Source organism: Corynebacterium sp. sy017 (assembly GCF_017918135.1).
In the GTDB taxonomy this organism is placed as follows: domain Bacteria; phylum Actinomycetota; class Actinomycetes; order Mycobacteriales; family Mycobacteriaceae; genus Corynebacterium.
Map to the genome: position 1 here is coordinate 600,523 of NZ_RZUE01000002.1, position 22,511 is coordinate 623,033.

Annotated in this window: 22 protein-coding genes; 16 read left to right on the top strand and 6 right to left on the bottom strand. The window is 46.8% G+C overall.

The genetic code is table 11. The features are described from left to right. Positions 1–69: 69 nt before the first annotated feature. The 6 genes from mtrA (at position 70) to secA (ending at position 8,411) form a co-directional block, all read left to right on the top strand. The gene (mtrA, locus tag EML15_RS06190; protein WP_144273983.1) at positions 70–747 is read left to right on the top strand and encodes an MtrAB system response regulator MtrA; all 678 of its coding nucleotides are present in this window, start codon (positions 70–72) and stop codon (positions 745–747) included. 111 nt (positions 748–858) lie between these two features. Then, positions 859–2,409 (top strand): HAMP domain-containing sensor histidine kinase, encoded by a 1,551-nt coding sequence (locus tag EML15_RS06195; protein WP_185967204.1) that lies wholly within the window; start codon positions 859–861, stop codon positions 2,407–2,409. Continuing rightward, positions 2,402–4,159 carry an LpqB family beta-propeller domain-containing protein gene (locus EML15_RS06200; protein ID WP_144273985.1) on the top strand — a complete coding sequence of 586 codons (1,758 nt, stop codon included), beginning with the start codon at positions 2,402–2,404 and terminating at the stop codon, positions 4,157–4,159. Before EML15_RS06195 ends, EML15_RS06200 begins: the two co-directional genes overlap by 8 nt. A gap of 18 nt (positions 4,160–4,177) precedes the next feature. After that, entirely contained in the window at positions 4,178–4,825 is a 648-nt protein-coding gene (locus EML15_RS06205; protein WP_144273987.1) for a ComF family protein, read from the top strand. A 188-nt stretch (positions 4,826–5,013) separates the two neighbouring features. Further along, entirely contained in the window at positions 5,014–5,667 is a 654-nt protein-coding gene (raiA, locus tag EML15_RS06210) for a ribosome-associated translation inhibitor RaiA (protein WP_144273989.1), read from the top strand. 200 nt (positions 5,668–5,867) lie between these two features. Then, positions 5,868–8,411 (top strand): preprotein translocase subunit SecA, encoded by a 2,544-nt coding sequence (gene secA, locus EML15_RS06215; protein WP_144273991.1) that lies wholly within the window; start codon positions 5,868–5,870, stop codon positions 8,409–8,411. A gap of 56 nt (positions 8,412–8,467) precedes the next feature. Here secA and EML15_RS06220 read toward each other — a convergent pair whose 3' ends face one another. Beyond that, positions 8,468–8,926, bottom strand: coding sequence for a hypothetical protein (locus EML15_RS06220; RefSeq protein ID WP_144273993.1), 459 nt, complete (start codon positions 8,924–8,926; stop codon positions 8,468–8,470). A 150-nt stretch (positions 8,927–9,076) separates the two neighbouring features. On the opposite strand from EML15_RS06220, the gene EML15_RS06225 reads away from it, so the two are divergent. From EML15_RS06225 to EML15_RS06240, 4 genes are all read left to right on the top strand, one after another. Further along, the gene (locus EML15_RS06225) at positions 9,077–9,484 is read left to right on the top strand and encodes an HAD-IA family hydrolase (RefSeq protein WP_144273996.1); all 408 of its coding nucleotides are present in this window, start codon (positions 9,077–9,079) and stop codon (positions 9,482–9,484) included. Further along, a complete protein-coding gene (locus tag EML15_RS06230) occupies positions 9,484–9,987 on the top strand; it encodes a hypothetical protein (RefSeq protein ID WP_144273998.1) in 504 nt (167 codons plus the stop codon). The genes EML15_RS06225 and EML15_RS06230 overlap by 1 nt, the downstream gene beginning before the upstream one ends. A gap of 201 nt (positions 9,988–10,188) precedes the next feature. Next, positions 10,189–11,283, top strand: coding sequence for an iron-sulfur cluster-binding domain-containing protein (locus EML15_RS06235; protein WP_246858142.1), 1,095 nt, complete (start codon positions 10,189–10,191; stop codon positions 11,281–11,283). A gap of 35 nt (positions 11,284–11,318) precedes the next feature. Further along, entirely contained in the window at positions 11,319–12,587 is a 1,269-nt protein-coding gene (locus EML15_RS06240) for an acyl-CoA desaturase (RefSeq protein WP_144274000.1), read from the top strand. A gap of 20 nt (positions 12,588–12,607) precedes the next feature. Here EML15_RS06240 and rsgA read toward each other — a convergent pair whose 3' ends face one another. Then, positions 12,608–13,618, bottom strand: coding sequence for a ribosome small subunit-dependent GTPase A (gene rsgA, locus EML15_RS06245; protein WP_144274002.1), 1,011 nt, complete (start codon positions 13,616–13,618; stop codon positions 12,608–12,610). Next, entirely contained in the window at positions 13,611–14,888 is a 1,278-nt protein-coding gene (gene aroA, locus EML15_RS06250; protein ID WP_144274004.1) for a 3-phosphoshikimate 1-carboxyvinyltransferase, read from the bottom strand. The genes rsgA and aroA overlap by 8 nt, the downstream gene beginning before the upstream one ends. 120 nt (positions 14,889–15,008) lie before the next feature. Between aroA and EML15_RS06255 the strand changes: the two genes are divergently transcribed. Both EML15_RS06255 and rsrA read left to right on the top strand, forming a co-directional pair. After that, positions 15,009–15,683 (top strand): sigma-70 family RNA polymerase sigma factor, encoded by a 675-nt coding sequence (locus EML15_RS06255; RefSeq protein WP_144274007.1) that lies wholly within the window; start codon positions 15,009–15,011, stop codon positions 15,681–15,683. Further along, positions 15,680–15,958: a mycothiol system anti-sigma-R factor gene (gene rsrA, locus EML15_RS06260; RefSeq protein ID WP_144274010.1), complete on the top strand. Its 279-nt coding sequence runs from the start codon at positions 15,680–15,682 to the stop codon at positions 15,956–15,958. Before EML15_RS06255 ends, rsrA begins: the two co-directional genes overlap by 4 nt. 238 nt (positions 15,959–16,196) lie before the next feature. Here the strand turns inward: rsrA and EML15_RS06265 are convergent, their stop codons facing one another. After that, positions 16,197–16,460 carry a WhiB family transcriptional regulator gene (locus EML15_RS06265; RefSeq protein ID WP_144274012.1) on the bottom strand — a complete coding sequence of 88 codons (264 nt, stop codon included), beginning with the start codon at positions 16,458–16,460 and terminating at the stop codon, positions 16,197–16,199. A 717-nt stretch (positions 16,461–17,177) separates the two neighbouring features. Here EML15_RS06265 and EML15_RS06270 point away from each other — a divergent pair. After that, positions 17,178–17,660 carry a hypothetical protein gene (locus EML15_RS06270; protein ID WP_144274014.1) on the top strand — a complete coding sequence of 161 codons (483 nt, stop codon included), beginning with the start codon at positions 17,178–17,180 and terminating at the stop codon, positions 17,658–17,660. Between the two features lie 58 nt (positions 17,661–17,718). Here the strand turns inward: EML15_RS06270 and EML15_RS06275 are convergent, their stop codons facing one another. After that, the gene (locus EML15_RS06275; RefSeq protein ID WP_246858143.1) at positions 17,719–18,894 is read right to left on the bottom strand and encodes an amidohydrolase family protein; all 1,176 of its coding nucleotides are present in this window, start codon (positions 18,892–18,894) and stop codon (positions 17,719–17,721) included. 51 nt (positions 18,895–18,945) lie between these two features. Beyond that, entirely contained in the window at positions 18,946–20,256 is a 1,311-nt protein-coding gene (locus EML15_RS06280) for a hypothetical protein (protein ID WP_144274018.1), read from the bottom strand. Between the two features lie 185 nt (positions 20,257–20,441). Here EML15_RS06280 and EML15_RS06285 point away from each other — a divergent pair, with 185 nt between their 5' ends. The 3 genes from EML15_RS06285 to EML15_RS06295 all read left to right on the top strand — a co-directional run bounded on the left by EML15_RS06285 (position 20,442) and on the right by EML15_RS06295 (position 22,510). Beyond that, positions 20,442–20,681, top strand: coding sequence for a DUF3107 domain-containing protein (locus tag EML15_RS06285; protein ID WP_144274020.1), 240 nt, complete (start codon positions 20,442–20,444; stop codon positions 20,679–20,681). 4 nt (positions 20,682–20,685) lie between these two features. Next, positions 20,686–21,588 carry a DUF3152 domain-containing protein gene (locus EML15_RS06290; RefSeq protein ID WP_144274021.1) on the top strand — a complete coding sequence of 301 codons (903 nt, stop codon included), beginning with the start codon at positions 20,686–20,688 and terminating at the stop codon, positions 21,586–21,588. An 82-nt stretch (positions 21,589–21,670) separates the two neighbouring features. Next, a complete protein-coding gene (locus EML15_RS06295; protein ID WP_144274023.1) occupies positions 21,671–22,510 on the top strand; it encodes a TIGR02569 family protein in 840 nt (279 codons plus the stop codon). The last annotated feature ends 1 nt before the right edge of the window (position 22,511 follow it).

Here is a 22,511-nt window from a genome sequence, read left to right on the forward strand (position 1 = left end):
CGTTGGTCAATCTAGCAAGAAGTGCTCATAGCAATGCGTATGAGCTGTGGGAAGGATATTTCTTTTAATATGGCGCTGAAAATTCTCGTCGTCGATGATGATCCAGCTATCTCTGAGATGCTGACTATTGTGCTCAACACCGAAGGGTTTGAGGCAGTGGCTGTAACCGATGGTGCAGAAGCAGTAGCTGCTTTTAGGCGGGAAAACCCAGATCTTATTTTGCTTGATCTGATGCTACCGGGGATGAACGGTATTGATATTTGCCGCATTATTCGTCGTGAATCAGCAGTTCCGATTGTGATGCTTACTGCGAAAACAGATACCGTTGATGTGGTTCTTGGTTTGGAATCAGGTGCTGATGATTACATCAACAAGCCGTTTAAGCCTAAAGAACTTGTCGCTCGTATTCGAGCACGGTTGCGTCGTAGTGATGACATTGAAGCGGATACCATTGAGATTGGTAATTTGCTTATTGATGTTCCTGGCCATGTGGTTACGTGTGCTGGTGAAGAGGTAAAACTCACTCCGTTGGAGTTTGATCTTTTAGTTGAGCTTGCCTCAAAACCAGGGCAAGTGCTTTCTCGTGAGGAGCTGCTCAAGAAGGTATGGGGTTACCACAATTCTTCTGATACCCGACTGATCAATGTTCATATCCAGCGCTTGCGTTCTAAAATTGAGAAGGATCCGGAAAACCCAGAGATTGTGCTCACCGTTCGTGGTGTCGGGTATAAGACTGTGCAGGAGTAGGCAGCAATTTTAGTAGAATGGCTAAGAAACCAGACGCATCGGTTTCTGACTCAATGGCGTACTTCCATCCAGACGCGGGTGTTAGGATCTATCCTTTCTATTTCCGCGATCATGATGATCATTTTGGTATTTGTGCTCGTCAACCTCGTGACACAAAACTTGCTCAATGCCAAACTTGATGTTGCCAATTCGGAAATTGATCGTGCTCGTGTGGCGGTGGAAGAGCAAATTAATGCCACCAGTGCTTCTACATCATTGCAAACTCGGCTCAATGCTGCCCGTGCAGCTTTAACAAATCAAGATACTAATGGGTTTTATGCGCAAACTACCTATGAACCAGTTATTGTGGTCAATAATCCTGATGGATCTATAACGGCTTCTCCCGAAGGGTATCGCATCCCAGAGCGACTTCGTAGTTTTGTGCAAAAAAATCAGATTTCTTATCAATTTGCCACGATTGATCGTCAAGATTCCAGTACCTATAAAGCGCTGATCATTGGTTCTCCCACAAAAACAGATATTCCTGATCTGCAGGTGTATCTGGTTATTTCTATGGCCAGCGAAGAGTCAACAATTGCCCTATTGCGTGGTCTGTTTTCTGCGGCTGGAGTAGTAATCGTCGTGCTGCTTGTGGGCATTGTGTGGCTGCTAATTCAGCAAGTTATTGTGCCAGTTCGTTCTGCAGCCTTGATTGCGGAGCGCTTTGCGTCAGGGCATCTGCGAGAGCGCATGATTGTCGATGGCGAAGATGAGATGGCTACCCTGGCAGTTAGCTTCAATTCAATGGCTGAGTCATTGTCGAAAAAAATAAAACAATTGGAGGAATACGGCAATTTGCAGCGGCAATTTACCTCTGATGTGTCGCATGAATTACGTACCCCATTGACCACGGTACGCATGGCTGCGGATCTTATTGAGTCGCAAACTGATGACTTACCTGAGAGCGTGCAGCGTGCTGCAGTGTTGATGCAGACTGAATTGGGTCGTTTTGAGGTTCTCCTTGAAGATCTGCTTGAGATTTCGCGTCACGACGCTGGTGTGGCGGATTTGTCAGAGAGTGCTTTGGATATTCGCTCTTGTGTTGCGTCCGCATGGCAGCAAACACAGCATTTAGCAGAGAAACTTGATGTACCTGTGCGCTTTCATATGTATGCCAACGATGATGTCCTGGCTAGCCAAGAACAAGACCAAGAACACGACTTAGGCAGTGCACACACGCAGATGGCTACATCTGTAACAGGGGATCCTCGACGCATTGAGCGTATTATCCGTAACTTATTGGCCAACGCAATTGATCATTCTGAAGGGAACCCAGTTGATGTGTATGTTGCTCGTAATGAGCAGGCTATTGCCGTTGGCGTAGTCGATCATGGGGTGGGATTAAAGCCTGGGCAAGAAGATCTGGTCTTTAACCGTTTCTGGCGGGCAGATCCGTCGCGAGTACGTCATTCAGGCGGTACTGGATTGGGGCTTGCAATCTCTAGAGAAGATGCTGCTTTGCATGGTGGTGCGCTTGAAGCGATTGGTGAACAAGGCGTGGGGACTATGTTCCGACTTACGTTGCCCATCACCCCACACGCTAGTTATGAACAGAGCCCACTAGAATTAGCGGTTCCACGTTCGCTAGAACCAGAGCAGTTAGAGGTTGCAGCAGATGAATAGACATGAAGTAAAACGGATTTTTTCCTGTGTAGTGTCAGCTAGCGTGTTATTATGCAGCGCATGTACTGCTTTGCCGTCGAATACTGAGCCACAGGTGTTAAGGGATTTTTCTGATTCTGCACAAGATAAAGTTGAAACCCCGATACAAGACCGTGAGCCAGATCTTTTGGTGCGAGATTTTTTTGTCGCCAATGCGCAACCCACGCAGCAATATCAAAGTGCTCGTGCCTTTTTAACTGAGGACAATGCTTCACGATGGCAACCCAGTGCCACGGTGTATGTTGTGGATCGGCTAGACGTTAATCTAGCTAGTAATAATCCTGGTCGGGATGCCGCTAACGCTGGGTCAAAGGATTATCTTGCGTATCAGGTTCAAGGAACGATTGTGGGAACCCTAGGCCCTGGTGGGGGTTTTGTTCCTCGTGATGAAAAATATAGTGATGTTGTTGAACTGAAAAAAGAAAATGGGCAGTGGAGGATAAATTCTTTACCTACTCGTATTGTGGTAGAGCGTTCTGAACTACGTAATAGATATGCTCAGCATGATCTGTATTTCTTTGACCCCAGTGGTTCAGTGTTAGTTGCCGATAAGCGGTGGATATATAACACTAATGCCGCTATCGACATGAATTTGCTGTCTCTACTTTTGGATGGGGCTTCAGATACTCTTGCTCCTGGGGTACTCAATGAGGTTCCCAATAGTGCTTATTTTGCCGGAGTAAAAGACGGCGCCTATGCCTTTACTGGTGTGTCCTCGTTACGTAAAGATGCACAGCGACGGCTTGCCGCACAAATTGTATGGACTCTCGCTGCAGCCAGTGTCCCTGGTCCGTATCATTTATCTTTCGACGGTACTCAGGTGACGGCACCAAACTCAACAGCAGTGGAGCTTACTGTAGAGGATTATCCAGAGTATAACCCTCAGGCATCTCGTAGGTCAGTGGGGACAGTATATGCGTTGAGCAGAGGGCGGCTTACTCGCATTTATCAAGGGCGTTTAGATCCTGTCCCTGGTCAATTTGGTTATATGGAAAATATCGAAAGTGCGGATATTGCCACTGAAAAAAACCTGGTTGTTGCAGTAACTGCTAGTGGAGCCGGGGCGTCGAAAGCCTCTCAACTTATGCTTTCGACGCTCAACGGTGAAGCCATTGAATTGCTCCATGCGCGTAGCCTTACGCGCCCTAGCTTTGAGTATGGTGCCAATAGTTTGTGGACTGTCATAGATGGTACGACGGTGGCACGTATTTCTCGTTCAGCTGATACTGGTGAGATAGCGCAGACTGAAGTTGATACCAGTGATGTGCCCAATGCGGGGGATCATCTTATTACTTCGCTTCGTCTTTCTTATTCAGGAGTACGAGCGGCATTTATCATTGACGGGGCAGTGTATGTGGCAACAGTGTCGCGTCCTAATGCTGGTGAGCGAAAACTGACCAATGTTTATGAATATCTTGGCAAAGATACTCGTGCAGTAAGCGTGGAATGGGAGCCAGATGGCAGTTTATTGGTAGGCACTGCTGATTCCCAAGCGCCAGTACAGCATGTAGCAGGTGATGGTTCTATCACGCAATGGCTATCGACGAGCAATATCATTGCTCCGGTGTCTTCACTGGCTTCTACAGGTGCAACAGTATATGCCTCTGATGCGCGAACTGCACTAGAGCTTAATAACTCGGATTCGCCTTTTTGGCGTGAAGTACAAGGCTTAGAAGGCACCCAAGGAAAAGTGATTGTGCCACGTTATTAACTGCTATCATAAGCGGTTATGCAGGGGGCTTTTCGGGAATTACTTTTTCCATGTAATTGTGCAGGCTGTGGTGCTGCTGGTTATCGCTTATGTGCGCATTGTGCAATACATTTGCGACAACCGCCACAGCGGATAAGCGCAAAAATCTATTCGCATATACCACTATGGTCTTTGGGCGCCTATGGTGGGGCGCGTAGGAAAATTATTATCGCCACTAAAGAACGAAACCGGCGAGATATGATTGCGCCCCTTGGTGCCATGCTTGCTAGTGCAGTGTCTTATCTCATTGCGCAGGGTGAGGTAGAGGAGGATATTGTGCTTGTGCCTGCGCCGACGAGTCGTCGTTCTGCATTAAAACGTGGTGGTGATCCTGTTACTCGGGTATGTCAGCGTACTCCTTTTCCAGTCGCCAAGCTTATTGAACATAGAGCAGGGGTGCGCGATTCAGTGGGGTTAAGTATGCGGCAGCGTCATACAAATATGATCGGTGCTGTAGTGCCGACTCCTGCAGCAGTACGCTTGCATACTGCTGGTGGGTTGAGTGGTTTTAGTGTTTTGCTTATCGACGACATCCTCACCACAGGGGCAACCTTAGCTGCTTCGACGGCGGTACTTAGTGCTATGGGAGTGAAAATTCGTGGTGGTTTGGCGTGGGCACATGCTTGATTCTTGTGCGCAATAGGCAAATAGGCAAAAAGGCAAATAGGCATAGGTATCGCGAAAAGTTCATGCTTATTGTCTCAAAGGGGAGTAGGGTAGAAGTACAGGTTAATTCCATTTAGCCATCATGTGAATAATGAGGCAGTTTGATGTTTCTTGTCTGCGTGATGGTGCTCTAAGAGGAAGGTACAGTCATGGTTACACCTGCTCATCATGAGTCACTGAGTCCAGAAGTTAAAGTTACTATCACTGGACGCAATGTGGAAGTTCCAGAGCATTTTGCTGAGCGTGTGCACGCTAAACTTGCCAAAATTGCACGTTTGGATTCAACGCTGACATTCTTCCACGTGGAATTACAACATGAACCAAATCCACGGCGTGCTGATGAAAGTGATCGCATCCAAATTACTGCCACTGGAAAAGGTCATGTTGCTCGTTCTGAGGCTAAAGAGGATAGCTTCTATGCAGCTTTAGAAACGGCACTTTCTCGTATGGAGCGCTCTTTGCGTAAGGTAAAGGCTCGTCGTTCGATTTCTCTTTCTGGCCATCGTGCCCCAAAGAGCACAGGAGAGATTGCTGCTGATTTAGTGCATGAGGCGCAGCAAGCACAGCAGCAAGGTCAATATGATGTTGATCCTTATGCCGATAAAGTCGAAGATATTATTCCTGGGCAGATTGTCCGTAGAAAAGAGCACTCTGCTACCCCGATGAGCGTCGATGATGCTTTGAGTGAGATGGAACTTGTGGGGCACGATTTCTATTTATTTGTTAATGAGGAAAATGGTCGCCCATCTGTGGTTTATCGTCGTCATGCGTATGACTATGGTTTGATTACCTTAAGCGAATAGGGCTGATATATCTCGGAATATCCTCAGCTAGCGCAGATTTTATTGCCTAGCTGAGGTATATTTTGTCTATAGCTTGGGCGATATACGATATAAGCTGATATTGCTTGATATTCACCTATTGTCGCTTTGAGGCGTACAATAGCGACGATAACAACATTACTGTCAATAAATACAATTGATTTTACGAAGGAATAGCCTACGTGTTTGGACTTAGCAAGATGCTCCGTATGGGTGAGGGGCGTGCAATTAAGCGGCTGAAGAAAATTGCCGATGATGTCATTGCGCTTGAGTCGGATTATGCTGAGCTTAGTGATGAGGAGCTTAAAGCAAAAACTCAAGAGTTTCGTAAGCGCATCGAGGACGGTGAAACTGTCGACGACATCATGCTCGAAGCCTTTGCTGTTGCACGTGAAGCATCCTGGCGTGTGTTAGAACAAAAGCACTACCATGTTCAGATTATGGGTGGTGCTGCCTTGCATTTCGGTGATGTAGCTGAGATGCGCACTGGTGAGGGTAAAACTTTGACCTGTGTATTGCCTGCTTATGTTAATGCGTTGGCTGGTAAAGGCGTGCACGTTGTTACGGTTAATGACTACCTTGCTAAGCGTGATGCTGAATGGATGGGGCGTGTGCACCGATTCCTTGGGCTAGAAGTGGGTGTCATCTTATCTGAAATATCAGATCCGCAGTTGCGTCGAGAAGCATATAAAGCGGATATTACGTATGGCACCAATAATGAGTTTGGATTCGATTATTTGCGCGACAACATGGTGCGCAGTCTCGATGATATGGTGCAGCGCGGACATAATTACGCTATTGTCGACGAGGTTGACTCCATTCTTATTGATGAGGCGCGTACACCGTTGATCATTTCTGGGCCATCTGATAGCTCATCACAGTGGTACTCAGTTTTTGCTCAGATTGTGCCTCAGATGAAGCAAAATACCCATTATGATGTTGATACCCGCAAACGTACCGTAGGCATTAAAGAAGAGGGCGTTGCTTTTGTAGAAGATCAGCTTGGTATTGATAACCTTTATTCACCAGAGCATTCGCAATTGGTTAGCTATCTTAATAATGCGATTAAAGCTAAAGAGCTTTTCGCCCGAGATAAAGACTATTTGGTGCGCGGTGGCGAGGTTCTCATTATTGACGAGTTCAACGGTCGTGTTCTAGAAGGTCGTCGCTATAACGAAGGTATGCACCAGGCCATTGAGGCAAAAGAAGGTGTAGAGATCAAGAATGAGAACCAAACACTGGCGACGATCACCCTGCAAAATTACTTCCGTCTTTATGACAAACTCGCTGGTATGACGGGTACTGCAGAAACCGAGGCTGCGGAGCTGCACCAGATTTACAAACTCAATGTGTTGCCAATTCCAACGCATAAGCCGTCGCAGCGTGAGGATCTTACCGACTTGGTCTATAAGACTCAGGAAGCGAAGTTTGCTGCGGTTGTTGATGATATTGCAGAGCGTTCGGCCAAAGGACAGCCAGTGCTTGTTGGTACTACGTCGGTAGAGCGTTCTGAGTATCTTTCTAAGCTGCTTAAGCGTCGTGGTATTGCGCACAATGTGCTTAATGCAAAATATCACGAGCAAGAGGCGCAGATCATTGCGAAGGCTGGTTTGCCAGGTGCTGTTACTGTAGCTACTAATATGGCTGGTCGTGGTACCGATATTGTACTTGGTGGTAACCCAGAAACCATTGCTGATCTTAACTTGCGTGAGCGTGGTTTGGATCCGGTCAATACTCCTGAAGAATACCAAGAAGCATGGAGCGAGGAAGTCGCTAAGGTTACTGCCAAGGGTGCTCAAGCTGCTGAAGAAGTACGCGAAGCAGGCGGACTCTATGTTCTTGGTACGGAGCGTCATGAATCCCGTCGTATTGATAATCAGTTGCGTGGTCGTTCTGGTAGGCAAGGTGACCCTGGGGTAACGCGTTTCTACTTATCGATGCGCGATCCACTCATGTTGCGTTTTGGTGGTTCCATGGAAAGCATGATGAACCGCTTGAATGTCCCAGATAATGTGCCTATTGAGGCAAAGCTGGTTACTACGACGATCAAGAATGTTCAGGCTCAGGTAGAAAACCAAAACTTTGAGGCTCGTAAGAATGTGCTCAAATATGATGAGGTTATGAATGAGCAGCGCAAAGTTATTTATCGGGAGCGTCGTGCCATTCTAGAATCAGCTGATATTGCTAGCAACATTCAGCATATGATTGACGACACCATCAATGCTTATATTGATGCTGAGACTGCTACCGGCTATGCCGAGGATTGGGATATGACTTCCCTCTGGCACGCCCTTGAGGCGCTTTATGGTCCAACAGTAAGCGCACAAGAGCTTATCGACGGTACCGAATATGGCAGTGCTGGTGAGCTTAGCGCAGAGCAATTGCGTGAAGCGATCCTTAAAGATGCACACGAGCAATATGATGCAATGGAAGCGCAGGTCAATGCCATTGGCGGCGATAATCGTATGCGCGAGCTGGAGCGTTTGATGATTCTGCCAGTTATTGACCAGAAGTGGCGAGAGCACCTGTATGAGATGGACTATCTTAAAGAGGGCATTGGTTTGCGTGCTATGGCACAGCGTGACCCATTGGTGGAATACCAAAAAGAGGGTGGCGATATGTTTAATGCGATGAAAGATAGCATTAAAGAAGAAACTGTGCGTCAGCTTTTCTTGTTGCGGAAGCAATTTGCTGAGCAACCTGCCCCAGTATCAGCTGAGGCTTGAGACTGAGGCTTGAGGCTTAGTGGGCATAAAATTAGATGAGTAGCGTCGTGATGGCGTTAGAGAATATCTAATTGTTGGACTTGGAGTCCAAATAGCGCATCTTTTATCAGAGCCAGATAGGCGTAGGCCTTCTGGCTCTTTATATGTATAACCGTTCCGTAGGCTTGAAAAGTGTCGGGTGATATTTCGCGAAAGCGAATAGAGACGATCCCGATTGGTCCAGGTGTTAGTATCTTGTTCGGGCCAGGTGTGGTGGATAAGCGTCTAATGGCGGGGCTAAAACGCTTGGTGCTTAGACTATGTGCTGGTCTGAGGCCAAAAGCTGCGGCAAGACTTGTGTGAGTGAGGGCATAGATTTCTTGTTTGCGTTGTGCAGTAAGGTGCTTATGTATTGTTGCTATACCCGTAGTGGTTGTGTGTTCCGGCAGTCTAGTGGTTTGTTCTAGTTTCAGTAAAAATCTTGTTCCTGGCATCGGAACGAGTTGTTTTTCGTGACGAGAAGATGCACAAAGCATAGAAAACATCCTTGAGGAAAGAATCTCAAGGCAAGTGACGCTACAATAAATAATAAATATAGAGCATTTGTATAGCAATTGTGTGGCGGTCTATGGAAAAATGAATGCCGCCAAAACAGATTTTGAGAAAAGGTGAGGTGCAGCCAAGACATGCGTGGCTTGATTGTTGATTACGTAGGTGTGTTAGATGGCAGTGATGAGGATCAGCGTCGGTGGCGCCATCTTTTAGAGGCTGCTCGAGCTAATGGTGTTGCCTTGGCTGTGCTTTCTAATGATCCAGGGGTCAACGCTGATCATATTCGTGTTTTGCAGACGCAGGGACTTGTCGATGCTGTAGTGCTCAGTGGGGATATTGGGGTGGAGAAACCAGAGAAAGAGGCATTCCAGGCAGCTGCTGATGCCCTTGAGTTGCCTATGCGTGATTGTGTCATGGTTGATGATTCCATCCTTAATGTTCGTGGTGCGGTAGAAGCAGGATTAGTTGGTGTGTATTATCAGCAATTCGATCGTGCAGTGGTAGAGATTACTGGCTTGTTTGGTATTGACAAGGAGTTTTAGTGCGGGTTTATCTTCCAGCTACTTTTTCCATGCTTCGTGAGTTGTCGCAAACGGGAGTGATTCATGCTCGCTCTGGCTATGGTTTTGCGGTAACGCCAGCGTTAACTGATTTTTTTGAGTCTGGCACTGAAGAAGAAATCGCAGAGTATGCTTTCGACGAAGCCTCTCGTGCATCTTTGCGACTATTGGCGATTGGTGATGACTTCTTCCCGCATCGGCGTGTTGTGGTAAGTGTCGATATTGATGATGGGCGTGTAAGTTTTGTGCCTAATCTCGACGAGGCAGTGCTTAAGATTGAGCCAGCGCAGATAGCTGTATCGGATGTTGCTGCGATACATATTGATGTGGAATCAAGTGAGGAAGCAGTAGCCAAAGCGATTGCTGTTATTGATGAGGCAGATCTTGGTGATGAAGATGCCATGCTGGTAGTGGGCGACGCATTGGATAATTTTTTGGCTTGGTATGACCCTAGCGAATTATCTGCCTTAGTAGAGTTGTTGTAGCACTACTGTGTGTTACCTGGTATCTCGGTAGTTTCTATTTTCTCCTAGCTCTTTGTGGCTAGGAGTTTTTATTTTTTCTGGGTGCAGTGGTGCTGTGCTTTTGCAGTGTGTTCTTAGGAAAATTACCTACTTTAGCGTAACTTATAGACAAGTAACTTACTAAAGCGTAATATGAGGCGTTGTTGATGTACTCACCAAGAAATGGGGATCACAATGCCCAAAGATGCCTTAGGGAAAATACGTGGTGTGCTCACCAGGCTGACTACGCCATTGTTGCCTGATGATTATTCAGTATTGGCTAATCCCTTGTGGTCCACCCGGCAATTGCGTGGACGCATAATATCTATCGAACACGATAAGAATGCATCAGATGTGGTGCATATTGCGATTCAGCCCGGTTGGGCAGTACCTACCACTTTCTATGCAGGGCAATATATTGGCGTTGGCGTTGCTATCAATGGTCGATTTGTGTGGCGAAGTTACTCACTCACTAATGCTCCGGTCTTATCTGAGGAAGAAGATAAGAGTGTCCTGTTATACATCACGGTTCGCGCAGTAGAAAAAGGCCAGCTTTCTCAGCATTTAGTGGGTAAGACCCAGCCGGGAACCATTATTCGGCTTCTGGCACCCGCTGGTGATTTTCAGTTAAGCCAGCCACCAGCTCCGAAAATGGCTTTTATCGCAGCAGGTACAGGCATTACCCCCATTATTTCTATGTTGCGTACCCTTGCTCGTCGAGGTGATTATGCCCACTGTGATGTCGTGATTGTGTACTCGGCAAAAAATAGCCATGAGGCACTCTTTGCTACACAAATCCAGGAATTAGCTGACACCTATCCTAGTGTGCACGCCATATTCCATTACACGCAAGAAAAACCACGTCTTCACGCTCAAGATTATGGCACTCTTATTCCAGATATTGCGCACAGAACTATCTATGCTTGTGGTCCGGCGCATATGCTCAGAGATTTAGAACAGTGGGCTAAGCAAGAATCTTTATGCCTAAAAACAGAGCATTTTACGCTTGATCGACGCTCCGACGCGCAGGGCGGCGTGGTGACTTTTGGACATCGTGGCGCTATCACTACCGATGGAGCCACAACGATTCTTGAAGCAGGCGAACAAGCTGGGATAAATATGCCCTTTGGTTGTCGTATGGGACTGTGCCATACCTGCGTGCGGCCATTGCGCAAAGGGCACGTATTTAATGTGCATACTGGTCATACCCATGAAGCTGGGACACAGATACGTACGTGTGTTTGTGTCGCTGCTGGTGATGTCACTATTGACGTCTAAGAAAAATAATCACTCTGATCGATAAGGACTTTTTAATGGCAATTGATAATATCAAGGCTTATTCTCATCTAAGCGACGACGATATAGCAGAAATTGGTGCGCGCCTAGATCGCATTAAAGCTGAGGTAGAAAATGATTTAGGCACAAAAGATGCGCGTTATATTTATCGACTCATTCGCACTCAGCGAGTTCTCGATCTCGCTGGCCGAGCAGTATTGATTTTCTCTGGCAATAAAAAGTGTTGGTGGACTGGTACTGCCTTACTTACTACTGCAAAGGTGCTAGAGAACTTAGAAATTGGGCACAATGTTTTGCATGGTCAATGGGATTGGATGAATGATCCAGAAGTGCACTCGACGACATGGGAGTGGGATATCGTATGCCCATCCTCACAGTGGATGCATTCGCATAATTATGTGCACCATACTTATACCAATGTCTTAGGCATGGATCACGATGTAGGATATGGTATTTTGCGTGTTACTCGCGATAAAAAATGGACTACGCTCCATGCCTTCCAGCCTCTTGTCAACACAGTGCTCGCTACTCTTTTTGAGTGGGCAGTAGGATACTATGACGTAGAACTGGGTAAGTTTTTTAGCGGCCGTGCCACATGGGCACAAACTCGGGAAAAATTTTGGGAGACCACGCGCAAAGCCGGACGACAAAGTGTGCGTGATTATGTTCTTTATCCGTTATTGTCCGGAAAAAATTTCCGCCATACGCTTGGCGCTCACGTCAGCGCTAATATCTTGCGTTCACTGTGGGCATATGCGGTTATTTTTTGTGGACATTTTCCGGATGAGGTAGAAACCTTTACCAAGGAGCAGTTCAAGGACGAAGATCATAATCAGTGGTATTTGCGCCAAATGCTGGGCTCGGCAAACTTTCGTGGCGGAAAAGTGCTCACGATTTTATCCGGTAACTTGAATTACCAAATCGAGCATCATCTATTTCCTGATATGCCATCAAATCGTCTTGCTGATGTGGCGAAAAAAGTACAACAGCTGTGTGCAGAATATGATTTGCCCTACAATATCGACTCATTCCCGGTGCAGTTATTGAAGGTGCAAAAGACACTGCTCAAACTCACATTGCCGAATAAGTATTTACTCGCTGATCCAGACAATGCCCCAGAAGTGCGTTCTAACCGAGCGTTTACGCATAACCCAGATGTGGAGGAACAATTATGGGTTGGGGTTAAAGATAATCAGCGTGCCGGGTTGCGTACTGGACTCACACTCTTAAAGAAGTTACGACCACGGATAACGGATGTGGCGCGTAATTATTTTCGCCGTGCATGACCTCGTGCATGACCCTGTAGCTACCAGTCCACGTTATTGCGCAATGTAGTGAGTAATTTGCGTACGGCTTGCACTCGACGACCAGTGGGGGAGTCATGGGGAAAATCATCTAGCTTGCATTCCGGATCCGCAGGTGCTCCCATGTGTGTGCAACCACGTGGACAATCCTCTACTGAGGAAGCTAGATCCTCGAACACATTGACAACGGTATCTGCATCAACGTGTGCTAGTCCGAAGGAACGGATACCAGGCGTATCGATGATCCACCCACCGTGTGGTAGTGCTAATGCAACAGCTTGGGTGGATGTATGCCGTCCTTTTCCTACACCGGATACTTCTCCGGTTTGTCGTCCGGCTCCAGGAACTAATCTATTGACAAGTGTGGATTTGCCTACACCGGAGTGTCCGATTAGTGCTGTCAAGGAATTATTCACAATGTCATTGATCGGTTCTAATGGGTCATCGATGCCGCAGACTATGACCGGAACGTCGAGAGCGGCAAACTCAGCAGCAAATTCTTGTGGATCAGCAAGATCGGATTTCGTCAGACAAATAATAGGCTTGAGATTGCCGACAAAGGCAGCAATGAGTGCTCGCTCGACAAAACCTGCTCGTGGTGGAGGATCAGCGACTGCACAGACGATGAGGAGGTTTTCGGCATTGCCGACGACTATGCGTTCATAGGGATCGTTATCATCAGCGGTGCGTCGCAGAACGGAAGATCGCTCAGCTATTTTTACGATTCTTGCCAAGCTGCCTTGCCTACCTGAAGTATCGCCGACGACGCCTACCCGGTCGCCAACTTCAACGGGACTGCGACCAAGTTCTCTGGCGCGCATACAAGTAACGGTAGTGCCGGTGTCGAGAACTACGCCCCACCTACCGCGATCTTTAGAAATGACCATGCCAAATTCAGCGTCATCATGCTGAGGACGTGTTTTGGTGCGTGGTTTAGAGCGTTTTCCAGGACGAATTTTCACGTCTGATTCATCCCATGCACCACGGCTGCGATGAGTGATTTTTTTAGCCATGCATCATCTGCTCCCACATAGCGGCAAAATCGGGCAAGGTTTTGGCAGTAGTCTCAATATCTTCCACAGTCATATTTGGTACCCCTAGACCAATGATGGCGCCAGCAGTTGCCATGCGATGATCTGCATAAGAATGCCACTGTGCTCCATGATAATTATGCGTAGGTTCAATATAGAGTCCGTCGTCAAGCTCAGTGCACACACCACCGATCTTATTGATTTCGGTGCATAGCGCAGCCAAGCGATCTGTTTCGTGACCTCGCAGATGAGCAATGCCACGCAGCGTAGTAGGGGAATCAGCAAAAACTGCCAATGCTGCGACGGTAGGGGTAAGTTCACCGATATCGGACATATCAAGATCAATACCGCGCAAAGAGCCTGTGCCTTCTACTGTTAAGGTGCCATTATGCAGGGTTATTTTAGCTCCCATAGTGTCGAGGATTGGGCGAATACGATCGCCAGCTTGGGTGGTATGCGTTGGCCACTGCCTAATGCGAACACGGGATTGGCTGATAGCTGCCGCGGCAAGAAAAGGCGTGGCATTGGATAAATCAGGTTCGATCACCCATTCTCTGCCAGCAATAGTGCCAGGGGAAACGTGCCATTGGTTTTCTACACTGTGGTCAACGTGTACTCCTGCTTGTTCGAGCATTGCAATGCTCATGTCAATATGAGGCATACTCGGCAAAGTATTCCCAATGTGTTTGATGCTTAGACCTTGCTCAAAGCGTGCTCCAGAAAGCAAAAGTCCCGATACGAATTGTGATGAATGCGAAGCATCAATTTCTACTGTGCCGCCTGGTGCACAGCCGGTACCGTGAATACTAAACGGCAAGCGATCGCCAGATACTGTTACTCCAGCTTGTGTCAGACCATGCAGAATTTGAGTCATTGGGCGAGAACGTGCTTGCTCATCGCCATCGAATACCACTTCACCCTGGGCAAAAGCAGCCACAGGTGGCACAAAACGCATGACAGTACCAGCAAGCCCACAGTCAATGTGTGCACTATGAAAAGGCGCAGGTGTGATATGGAAAGTGCCAGTATCATCTGTGCTTATTTCAGCACCAAGGCTACGGAGTGCCTGTGCCATTAAATCAGTATCACGCGAACGTAGTGCACCGCGGATAGTTGAAGGCTGATCGGCAAGAGCAGACAGGATGAAAGCACGATTAGTCATTGACTTTGAGCCAGGAATGCTGAGCGTGGCGTCGAAAGCCTGTGTGCAATGTGGAGCTTGCCATAATGGGGTAGGGGTGGGGCTAGACATAGTTATCTACTATAGAGTCTTAATGCGATCATGTGAATGGGGCAGGCACAAGAGCAACTGTGTAGTCTAGCAAGAAGAAGCTAGGATTGAACACGAGCCTAAGGAGGGTGACGATACATCTTGGCTGAGCGATCTGAGAAAAAGCATAAAACACCTGCGTCTGGTTCGGAGTTAGAACAGCGATTCAAGCAAGAGGCACTGCCGCTTTTGGATCAGCTCTATGGTGGCGCATTGCGTATGACGCGCAATCCCGCAGATGCAGAGGATTTGGTTCAAGAAACCTATATGAAGGCCTTTAGTGCATTTTCTTCCTTTACCCCAGGGAGTAATCTTAAGGCGTGGTTGTATCGCATTATGACCAATGCTTATATCAATAGTTATCGGAAAAAGCAGCGGCAACCACAACAATCATCGGCCGATGACATCACCGATTATCAGCTACTTGAATCCTCCTCGCATACGGCTACTGGTTTGGAGTCTGCTGAGGTAGCAGCGTTAAAAAATATCCCTAATCAGCATATTGTGCAAGCAATGAATGAGCTTTCCGACGATTATCGCATGGTCGTTTATTATGCTGATGCTGAAGGACTGCCCTATAAAGAAATCGCTGAGATTATGGATATTCCTTTAGGGACTGTCATGAGTCGTCTGCATCGGGGAAGAAAACAGTTGCGTGGTGCGTTGAAAGATGTGGCGCGTGAATATGGCATTGGTGTGACTGGCACGAAAAATGCTCAAGAGACGAAAGAGACGCACAAGGCGGATAGTGAGAAACAGAAAGTGAGCACGCAATGAGTCATGACAGTTCTTCTCGTTCATCTGAATGTAGTTGCTCAGAGGTTCATGTGGGGATGTATGCGTTACTTGACCGTGAGCTTACCCCTGCTGAGTGTCAGCGCTTGGAAGCTCATGTGGCGCAATGTCCTGAGTGTGCTCAACAAATAGCGGCAGAAGTAGATTTGCGGCAACTTCTTAAGAAATGTTGTTGCCAGCCAGCACCAGAGAGCTTAAAAGAACGAATAAGTGTATCGATTAGCACTGTGTCCCTTAGGACAGAGGTTATCGAGTAAAGGCCTGAAGATAAAAATAAAGAGTGCGTATCTTTGTTAAGAAGATCGCACTCTCTTACTTATGCGTTAGGACGCTTGCCGTGGTTAGCTTTTTTCTTACGACGATCCTTGCGCTTACGACCACGCTGGCTCATGAAGATACTCCTCACTCATTGGGATAATAACAGCTATACACTTTAGCTGTTTGCAGTGCACGAACTGAAATTAAGGCTGTGCACTGCTGTTTTGGGTTGGTCTTTTAGGAAACAATGCTGCGGGCGCGTCCACGACCACGGTTCTTGCGTCGTTTGAGTGCACGACGCTCATCTTCGCTCATGCCGCCCCATACGCCAGCATCTTGTCCGGTTTCTAGTGCCCATGCGAGGCACTGAGAAGTAACAGGGCAGCGGTTGCAGACAACCTTTGCAGAGGCAATTTGGGCAAGAGCTGGTCCTGAATTACCGACAGGGAAGAATAGCTCGGGATCTTCGTCTCGACATACTGCTTGGTGACGCCAGTCCATGAAAAAACTCCTTAAAGATAGTTGTGGGGTTGTTGCTTTGTCATTGGGACACAGTTGTGCAGAGCTTAGTGGGAAATAAGGGTGTTATATGCCCAGAAGCTGCGTTATGGAATCAGCTCGTAGTGCATGAACGTGTGGTTCATGTGTTTACGTACTGTTTACTTTGCAACTGTGCAAAATGCTGAAGCTGATCTCTTATGATCACTTCAGGAAGTGCTTATGAAATAATGTCACGACTTTGGCAACTTCGCTAGGTTTATCTGGGTAAAAGTGATTAAACTCACATATTTATGTCATGTTTTGATAGTTTTCCCGCTCCCATGACGCGCCGTCGCTTGAAGGTAAGGGTAACCTTTTAGGTTAATAGGGGTGATTGAACAGCCTTTTCTCTAATATCTTCGAGAACACCCTTGCGTTATTACGTCAAATTACCAATGCGCAAAATGGGGCACTGTGGTTTGTGAACTATGGCGAAAAACTTAGGCAAAAAACTCAAAAAAATCACAGGAAAAAAGAATCTGATGGGCGTCGTAGGTGCACAATGAGGCAAGAGATAAGAAAAGGGAGAGGGTGACGAAAAAGTAAACACAATATGAAAGAAGATCGGATTGCGCTTGTGTTGGTATTAGTATGTGTGGAAGTTTGTCGAAAACAGAAAGCGCTATAGGCGCTAGAATAAAGTTCTATTGTTATCAATAAAAATAAATAGGAATGGTCATGTCGTCGCACCCAGGAACACAAGAGCACTTAGAACACAATAAGACAACACAGCTCGCACCCCCACAAACACTGAAAAAAGCAGGGGTTATTGCCATTGCACAATCAATGCTAGGGATCGCCTTTGCAGCGTTTTTAATTATTCGAGAAATATCTGGACTTCATGACGAGTCACTTGTCTATGAGACTAAAGCTAACGACCTCACGCATACCGGAGTAGGTTATGGCACCGCACTATTTTTTATCATTGTATTTGGTGTGGTGATAATCGCTGCAGCCATGATGATTAAAGGGAAACGATGGGGGCGTGGACCAGTGCTTATGCTTGAATTGCTCTTACTACCCATCAGCTACTATATGTGCACCGGTGGGCAAATTATCGCTGGGATCATTACTGCTTTATCTGCCCTCATAGCGCTCGCTTTGTTATTTAGTGCGCCAACCTTGCAATGGTTAGCGCACACTACTCGTAGCGCACAATGAAAGAGCAAGTGATGAGACGGGAAAGCAGGAGCAGAGGTACCTTGCCTTTAAGTAAGCGTTAAGTAAGTGGTAGGAGCTTTTCGCCGTGCGCAAAAGTAGCTCGCACAGTGTGATCCTTATTGAGCGCCACAATATCTGCTCGTGCCCCTGGCTCCAACCTGCTACGATCAGGTAATCCCAATAATTGGGCTGCGCGCGTCGACGTAAAACGAACCGCATCAGCTATACCATGCCTGGAAGCAAAGCGTGCAAATTGCTGAGCAAGTGTTGACGTCCCACCAGCAATAGTGTGCGTGCCCTGGGCATAGGCATCAGCTAAAAATGCGCCGCCTTGCTCCACTACAACTGATAAAGAACCAAGCTGATAGTGACCGTCAGGCATTCCGGCAGCTTCCATCGCATCAGTGACCGCAATGGCGTTATGCGGATAACTCATATCCACCACAGCATCATGAAGATGAACTCCATCAGCTACTAACTCACAGAACACCTTATTTTCTTGAGCAGCATTAAGCAGTGCTACCGTTGCACCAGGGGTGCGATGATGAATAGGGGGCATAGCATTAAACAGATGCGTCGCACTGACTGTGACACCCAATTGCCGAGCCTTATCAATCACTGCCAGGGTGCTGTGATAATCAGCATCTGTATGCCCAAGACTAGCAATGACATTATGCTTGGCGCACAGGTCAAGCAGTTCATCAATATGATCAGTCTCTGGGGCGAAAGTAATGGAGCGCAAAAAGCCCTGCGCATTATTGATAACCTTTTCTAAAATTTCAGGATTGCCTGGAATAATGTGGTGTGGATCTTGAGCGCCGCACTTATGCGCACAAATAAAAGGCCCTTCCATGTGGATGCCGTAGATTTCTCCTTCTTGCGCAAGACGGGCAAGAATGCGCGTTTGAGCATATAGTTGTTGCTCTGATGCAGAAACCAAACTGGCGAGCAATGTTGTCGTACCATGACTGCGATGAAAGCGAGCTGCACGTTTGCAATCCTCATAGTTCCCATTGGGAAAAGAACCATGAAACCCACCATGATTATGCACATCAATGAAACCTGGTACTAGCAGGGGTAACGATGCGGCTTGTTGCTCATTTTCTGGTTCATACTCGCTAATATCAATGATCTGTCCTGATTCAATACGTATGGTATGTGCCTGCATTTTTTCATCAGAGCAGTCAGAGTAGCCAGAATATAAGTATCCGCTAATCATATGTGAATCAGTCATCATCAACCTCTTATTGTGCCTTTGTTGTGCATCATTATGTATGATTGCGCATTATTGCGCCTGAAGAATTGCAACTGTATCTCCGCGCTTTTCGACGACATACTCGCCAGCAAGAGCAAGAGAAACATCCCCACCATAAGTACCACGATCGACAGGAATAATTCTTTCGATTGCATAAGTATCAGGATTAGCGACCGCAATACCGCTGCGAATAGGTAGTAGTAAAGAACCCTCTACTGCAACACCAGTGCCAATAACATTGCTGAAAATATGCAGCAGTTTTTGCGTGCTAGGGTCAAAAAGATAGAGGGAATGACCGTCGAACCAGCTCATGTGATGAGGTAAATCAGCGGTTTTGGGATTAAACACATGACTATCAGGATCAACAACAAGTTCTGGTGGCGTGGAGATTTTTGTTCTGGCAGTGACTTGACCATCTTTTTGGTAGCTTATGATGCTTGGTTGAGGACCAGGAACATATACTGCAGCTCCTTCCTGTCCAATGGATACAAGCTGTGCCTGAGGATTATCTAGTTTTACTTCATGCTCTATTTTTGGTTCTCGAGAATCCTCAGGTGTAGTTTTCTGAAAACGTAACCACGCTTGACCATCACATATGTCTACGCTCGCCAACAGTTCTGTGCGGGTAAGCGCGGAGGCGATTGTACAATTTTCATGTGGCTGTTGATTAGGTTCTTGTTTCGCAGGGATTTTTCCGTATTCGACTGTCCGAACAAAATCACTAGGTCGCCATAGCTCTAATCGCGTGGAGCTTACGACTCCAACATAGGAATTAGACCGCAATAGCGCACTATGTTCGCTGGCAATAGCACTGCGCGTACCTGCATAATCGCCAGTTGTGGCATCAATACCTACGACATCACCGCATCCGACACCAGTAGCAAAGACCAGAACAACTTTTTCATCCAACGTGCTCAGCGCACACAAGGCTGCGTCACGTTCATAGCTCCAGACCTGTTTATTATTTTCTGGGTTGATTGCACTGACTACTGAATGAGAACCAGTATTGTGTGCTGAAATAACAAGTCCATTGGTGACAATAGGTTTGTGGTTAAAAGAGTCAGCGGGAAAAGAACCTCTGTCTCCTGAAAAGCTCGTAGGGATAGTCGGTGCAGTAGCAGATTCTTCATAATGCGAGAGCACCGTAAGATGTGCTTGTCGAATGGGAGCGCTGAGCCATGCACATATAAGCGCAGCAATGCTCACAAAGCTGATGACGCCACAAATAATCCAATTCTTTTTACTAAAACCAGGTGTGACCGCTAGAGACGTAGCTGTATTTACGTCTGTATTGTCTCTATCTGATTTTTGAGTCTGAATCTGCTCAGGTGCTTGCGTCATAAAACCATTGTTAATGAGAAAAAGCAAAGACGCAAAAGTACATCACATTAGGTATAAGATTCATCTCTCGTTTTCGAGCTATGATAGGAGGACATATGTTTAACTCAAGAACCTCTTGTTTATGAACTGAGAAGAACTGGGAAGAACGAAGAAAAATCAACAACCTGAAAGGATATGAGTTCTACATGGATATTAAAATTGGTTTAACGCAATCACCACGTGAATTGGTAATTAGTTCAACTAATACGCAAGAGGAGCTAGCTGCACAGGTGAGTGCTGCTTTTACTGCAGAAAACGCCCAAGGACCAGGGGTGTTAGATCTCGTCGATGAGCGTGGCAATCGTTATCTCGTGCGTACTGCACAGATTGCGTATGTTGAATTAGGTAGTAATCAAACCCGAACCGTTGGGTTCGCAGGAGCATAAGTTCATGGCACACACTGATGAGGGATTTCTCGTACGCTTTGCACGCAATTATGGTTGGCGTGCTTATGCAATACCAGTGCTGATTGTGATTAGTATTTGGGTGCTTTACGACGTTCTCATCAGTCCTGCTTTAATCGAAAAGCGCACACAACCTGTGGCATCAACGGTCGCGACGGTATCAGAAGCGGAGAAAAGCGTAAGCAATACCGATAAAAAGTCTGCTATTCCCGGTCCGAATCCAGCTAGTGCGCGTAAGTTGGCCAATGACGCGGCACAGTTACCTTTAGGCGGTTCTTATACAGAAAAAGGTGATGAGTCATATCGCACCGTTGGTGTCGCAGGAGCAGCGGTTGGGCAGGGGCGAGAAAAAACCTTTACCTATGTTGTAGAGATTGAAAATGGCATAGATTCTGCTGCTTATGGTGGTGATGATGGATTTGCTGCCATGGTTGATGCCACTCTTGCTAATCCCAAAGGTTGGACTGCAGATTCTCAATATAAGTTTGAGCATATTAACGACCCTGAGCGAGCTGATTTGCGTATTCAACTCACTTCACTTGGTACCACTCACAAATTATGTGGCGATGACATTGCTATGGAAACAAGCTGCTTTTATTCTGAAGGCAATCGCGTGGTCATCAATGAATCTCGTTGGGTTCGAGGTGCAGCAACTTTTAACGGTGACCTAGGGGCATATCGCCAATACTTGATTAACCATGAGGTTGGGCACGGCATTGGTTTCTCTCAACATCAACCCTGTGCGCGCAATGGTGAATTAGCGCCGATAATGATGCAACAGACATTGAGCTTATCTAACTCAGAACTGTTTAGAATAGAACCTAATGAGGCGTATGCAAATGACAACGCAGTATGTGCGCCGAACGCATGGCCTTATCCACGTGGTTGAATCATAGCCAAACCATAGCTGCTAAGCACAGCATACAGAGAGTACACAGCTACAGTGCAGGATTGAGAGGATAGTAGCAATCATGGATCATCAGAACCTACCAGATCATGTTCGTGATGCTTTTCATGCTTCTCATGCATCAGCACACATACTCGATGTTGCATGGGGCTATGGTTGGCGCGTTGATGATCTTGTGCTCTCTGCTGTTACTCGGCATGATCATAGTGCTTGGTCAGCGCGGATAAGAGAGAAGCTCAATGTTCATGGTCTACGTATCGTGCGCCCAGTGCGTGCTACAGATGGAAGATTTATTAGTGCTGGTTGGTGCGCTAATACCTTCGTCGAGGGCAAAATAGAACCACGAGTTGATGAAACAGTTGCTGCGGCACTGCGCCTAGATACTATGTTGGGGCAATTGGATATTCCAGACTTCTTCCATGAGCCTGATCCTACAGATATTTTTGCTCTTGCCGACGTTCATGCCTGGCTCCCTAACCCAGCACATACATTAACCTTTGACCAGGAGATTCCTACGCAACGCCTTGCCGCAGAGCTTGTGACACAATTAGCACCCTACTTCTCGCTTATCGACGCCCCTCGCCAGGTAAATCACGCCGATATGATGGCGACAACCATCTACGCTGGTAGCCAAGCTCCTGTGCTGACGGAACTTGTAGGAGTAGCGCGTCCTTATGGATATAGTGCGGCTTTAGCTATTATTGATGCACTGCTTATCGGGGCAACTGATGAGAAAATTATTGATCGCTTTGCGCATATCGCACATCGTGATCAGCTTTTGTTAAGGGCACTAACGTATCGAATTTGTTTGCATGCCTATCATCCGGAAGCTAAACAAAAAGCAGGGGAAAACCTAAAATGGGTGACTAGTGCGCTTATCTCGCGGCTATCTGCCAAACTATAAG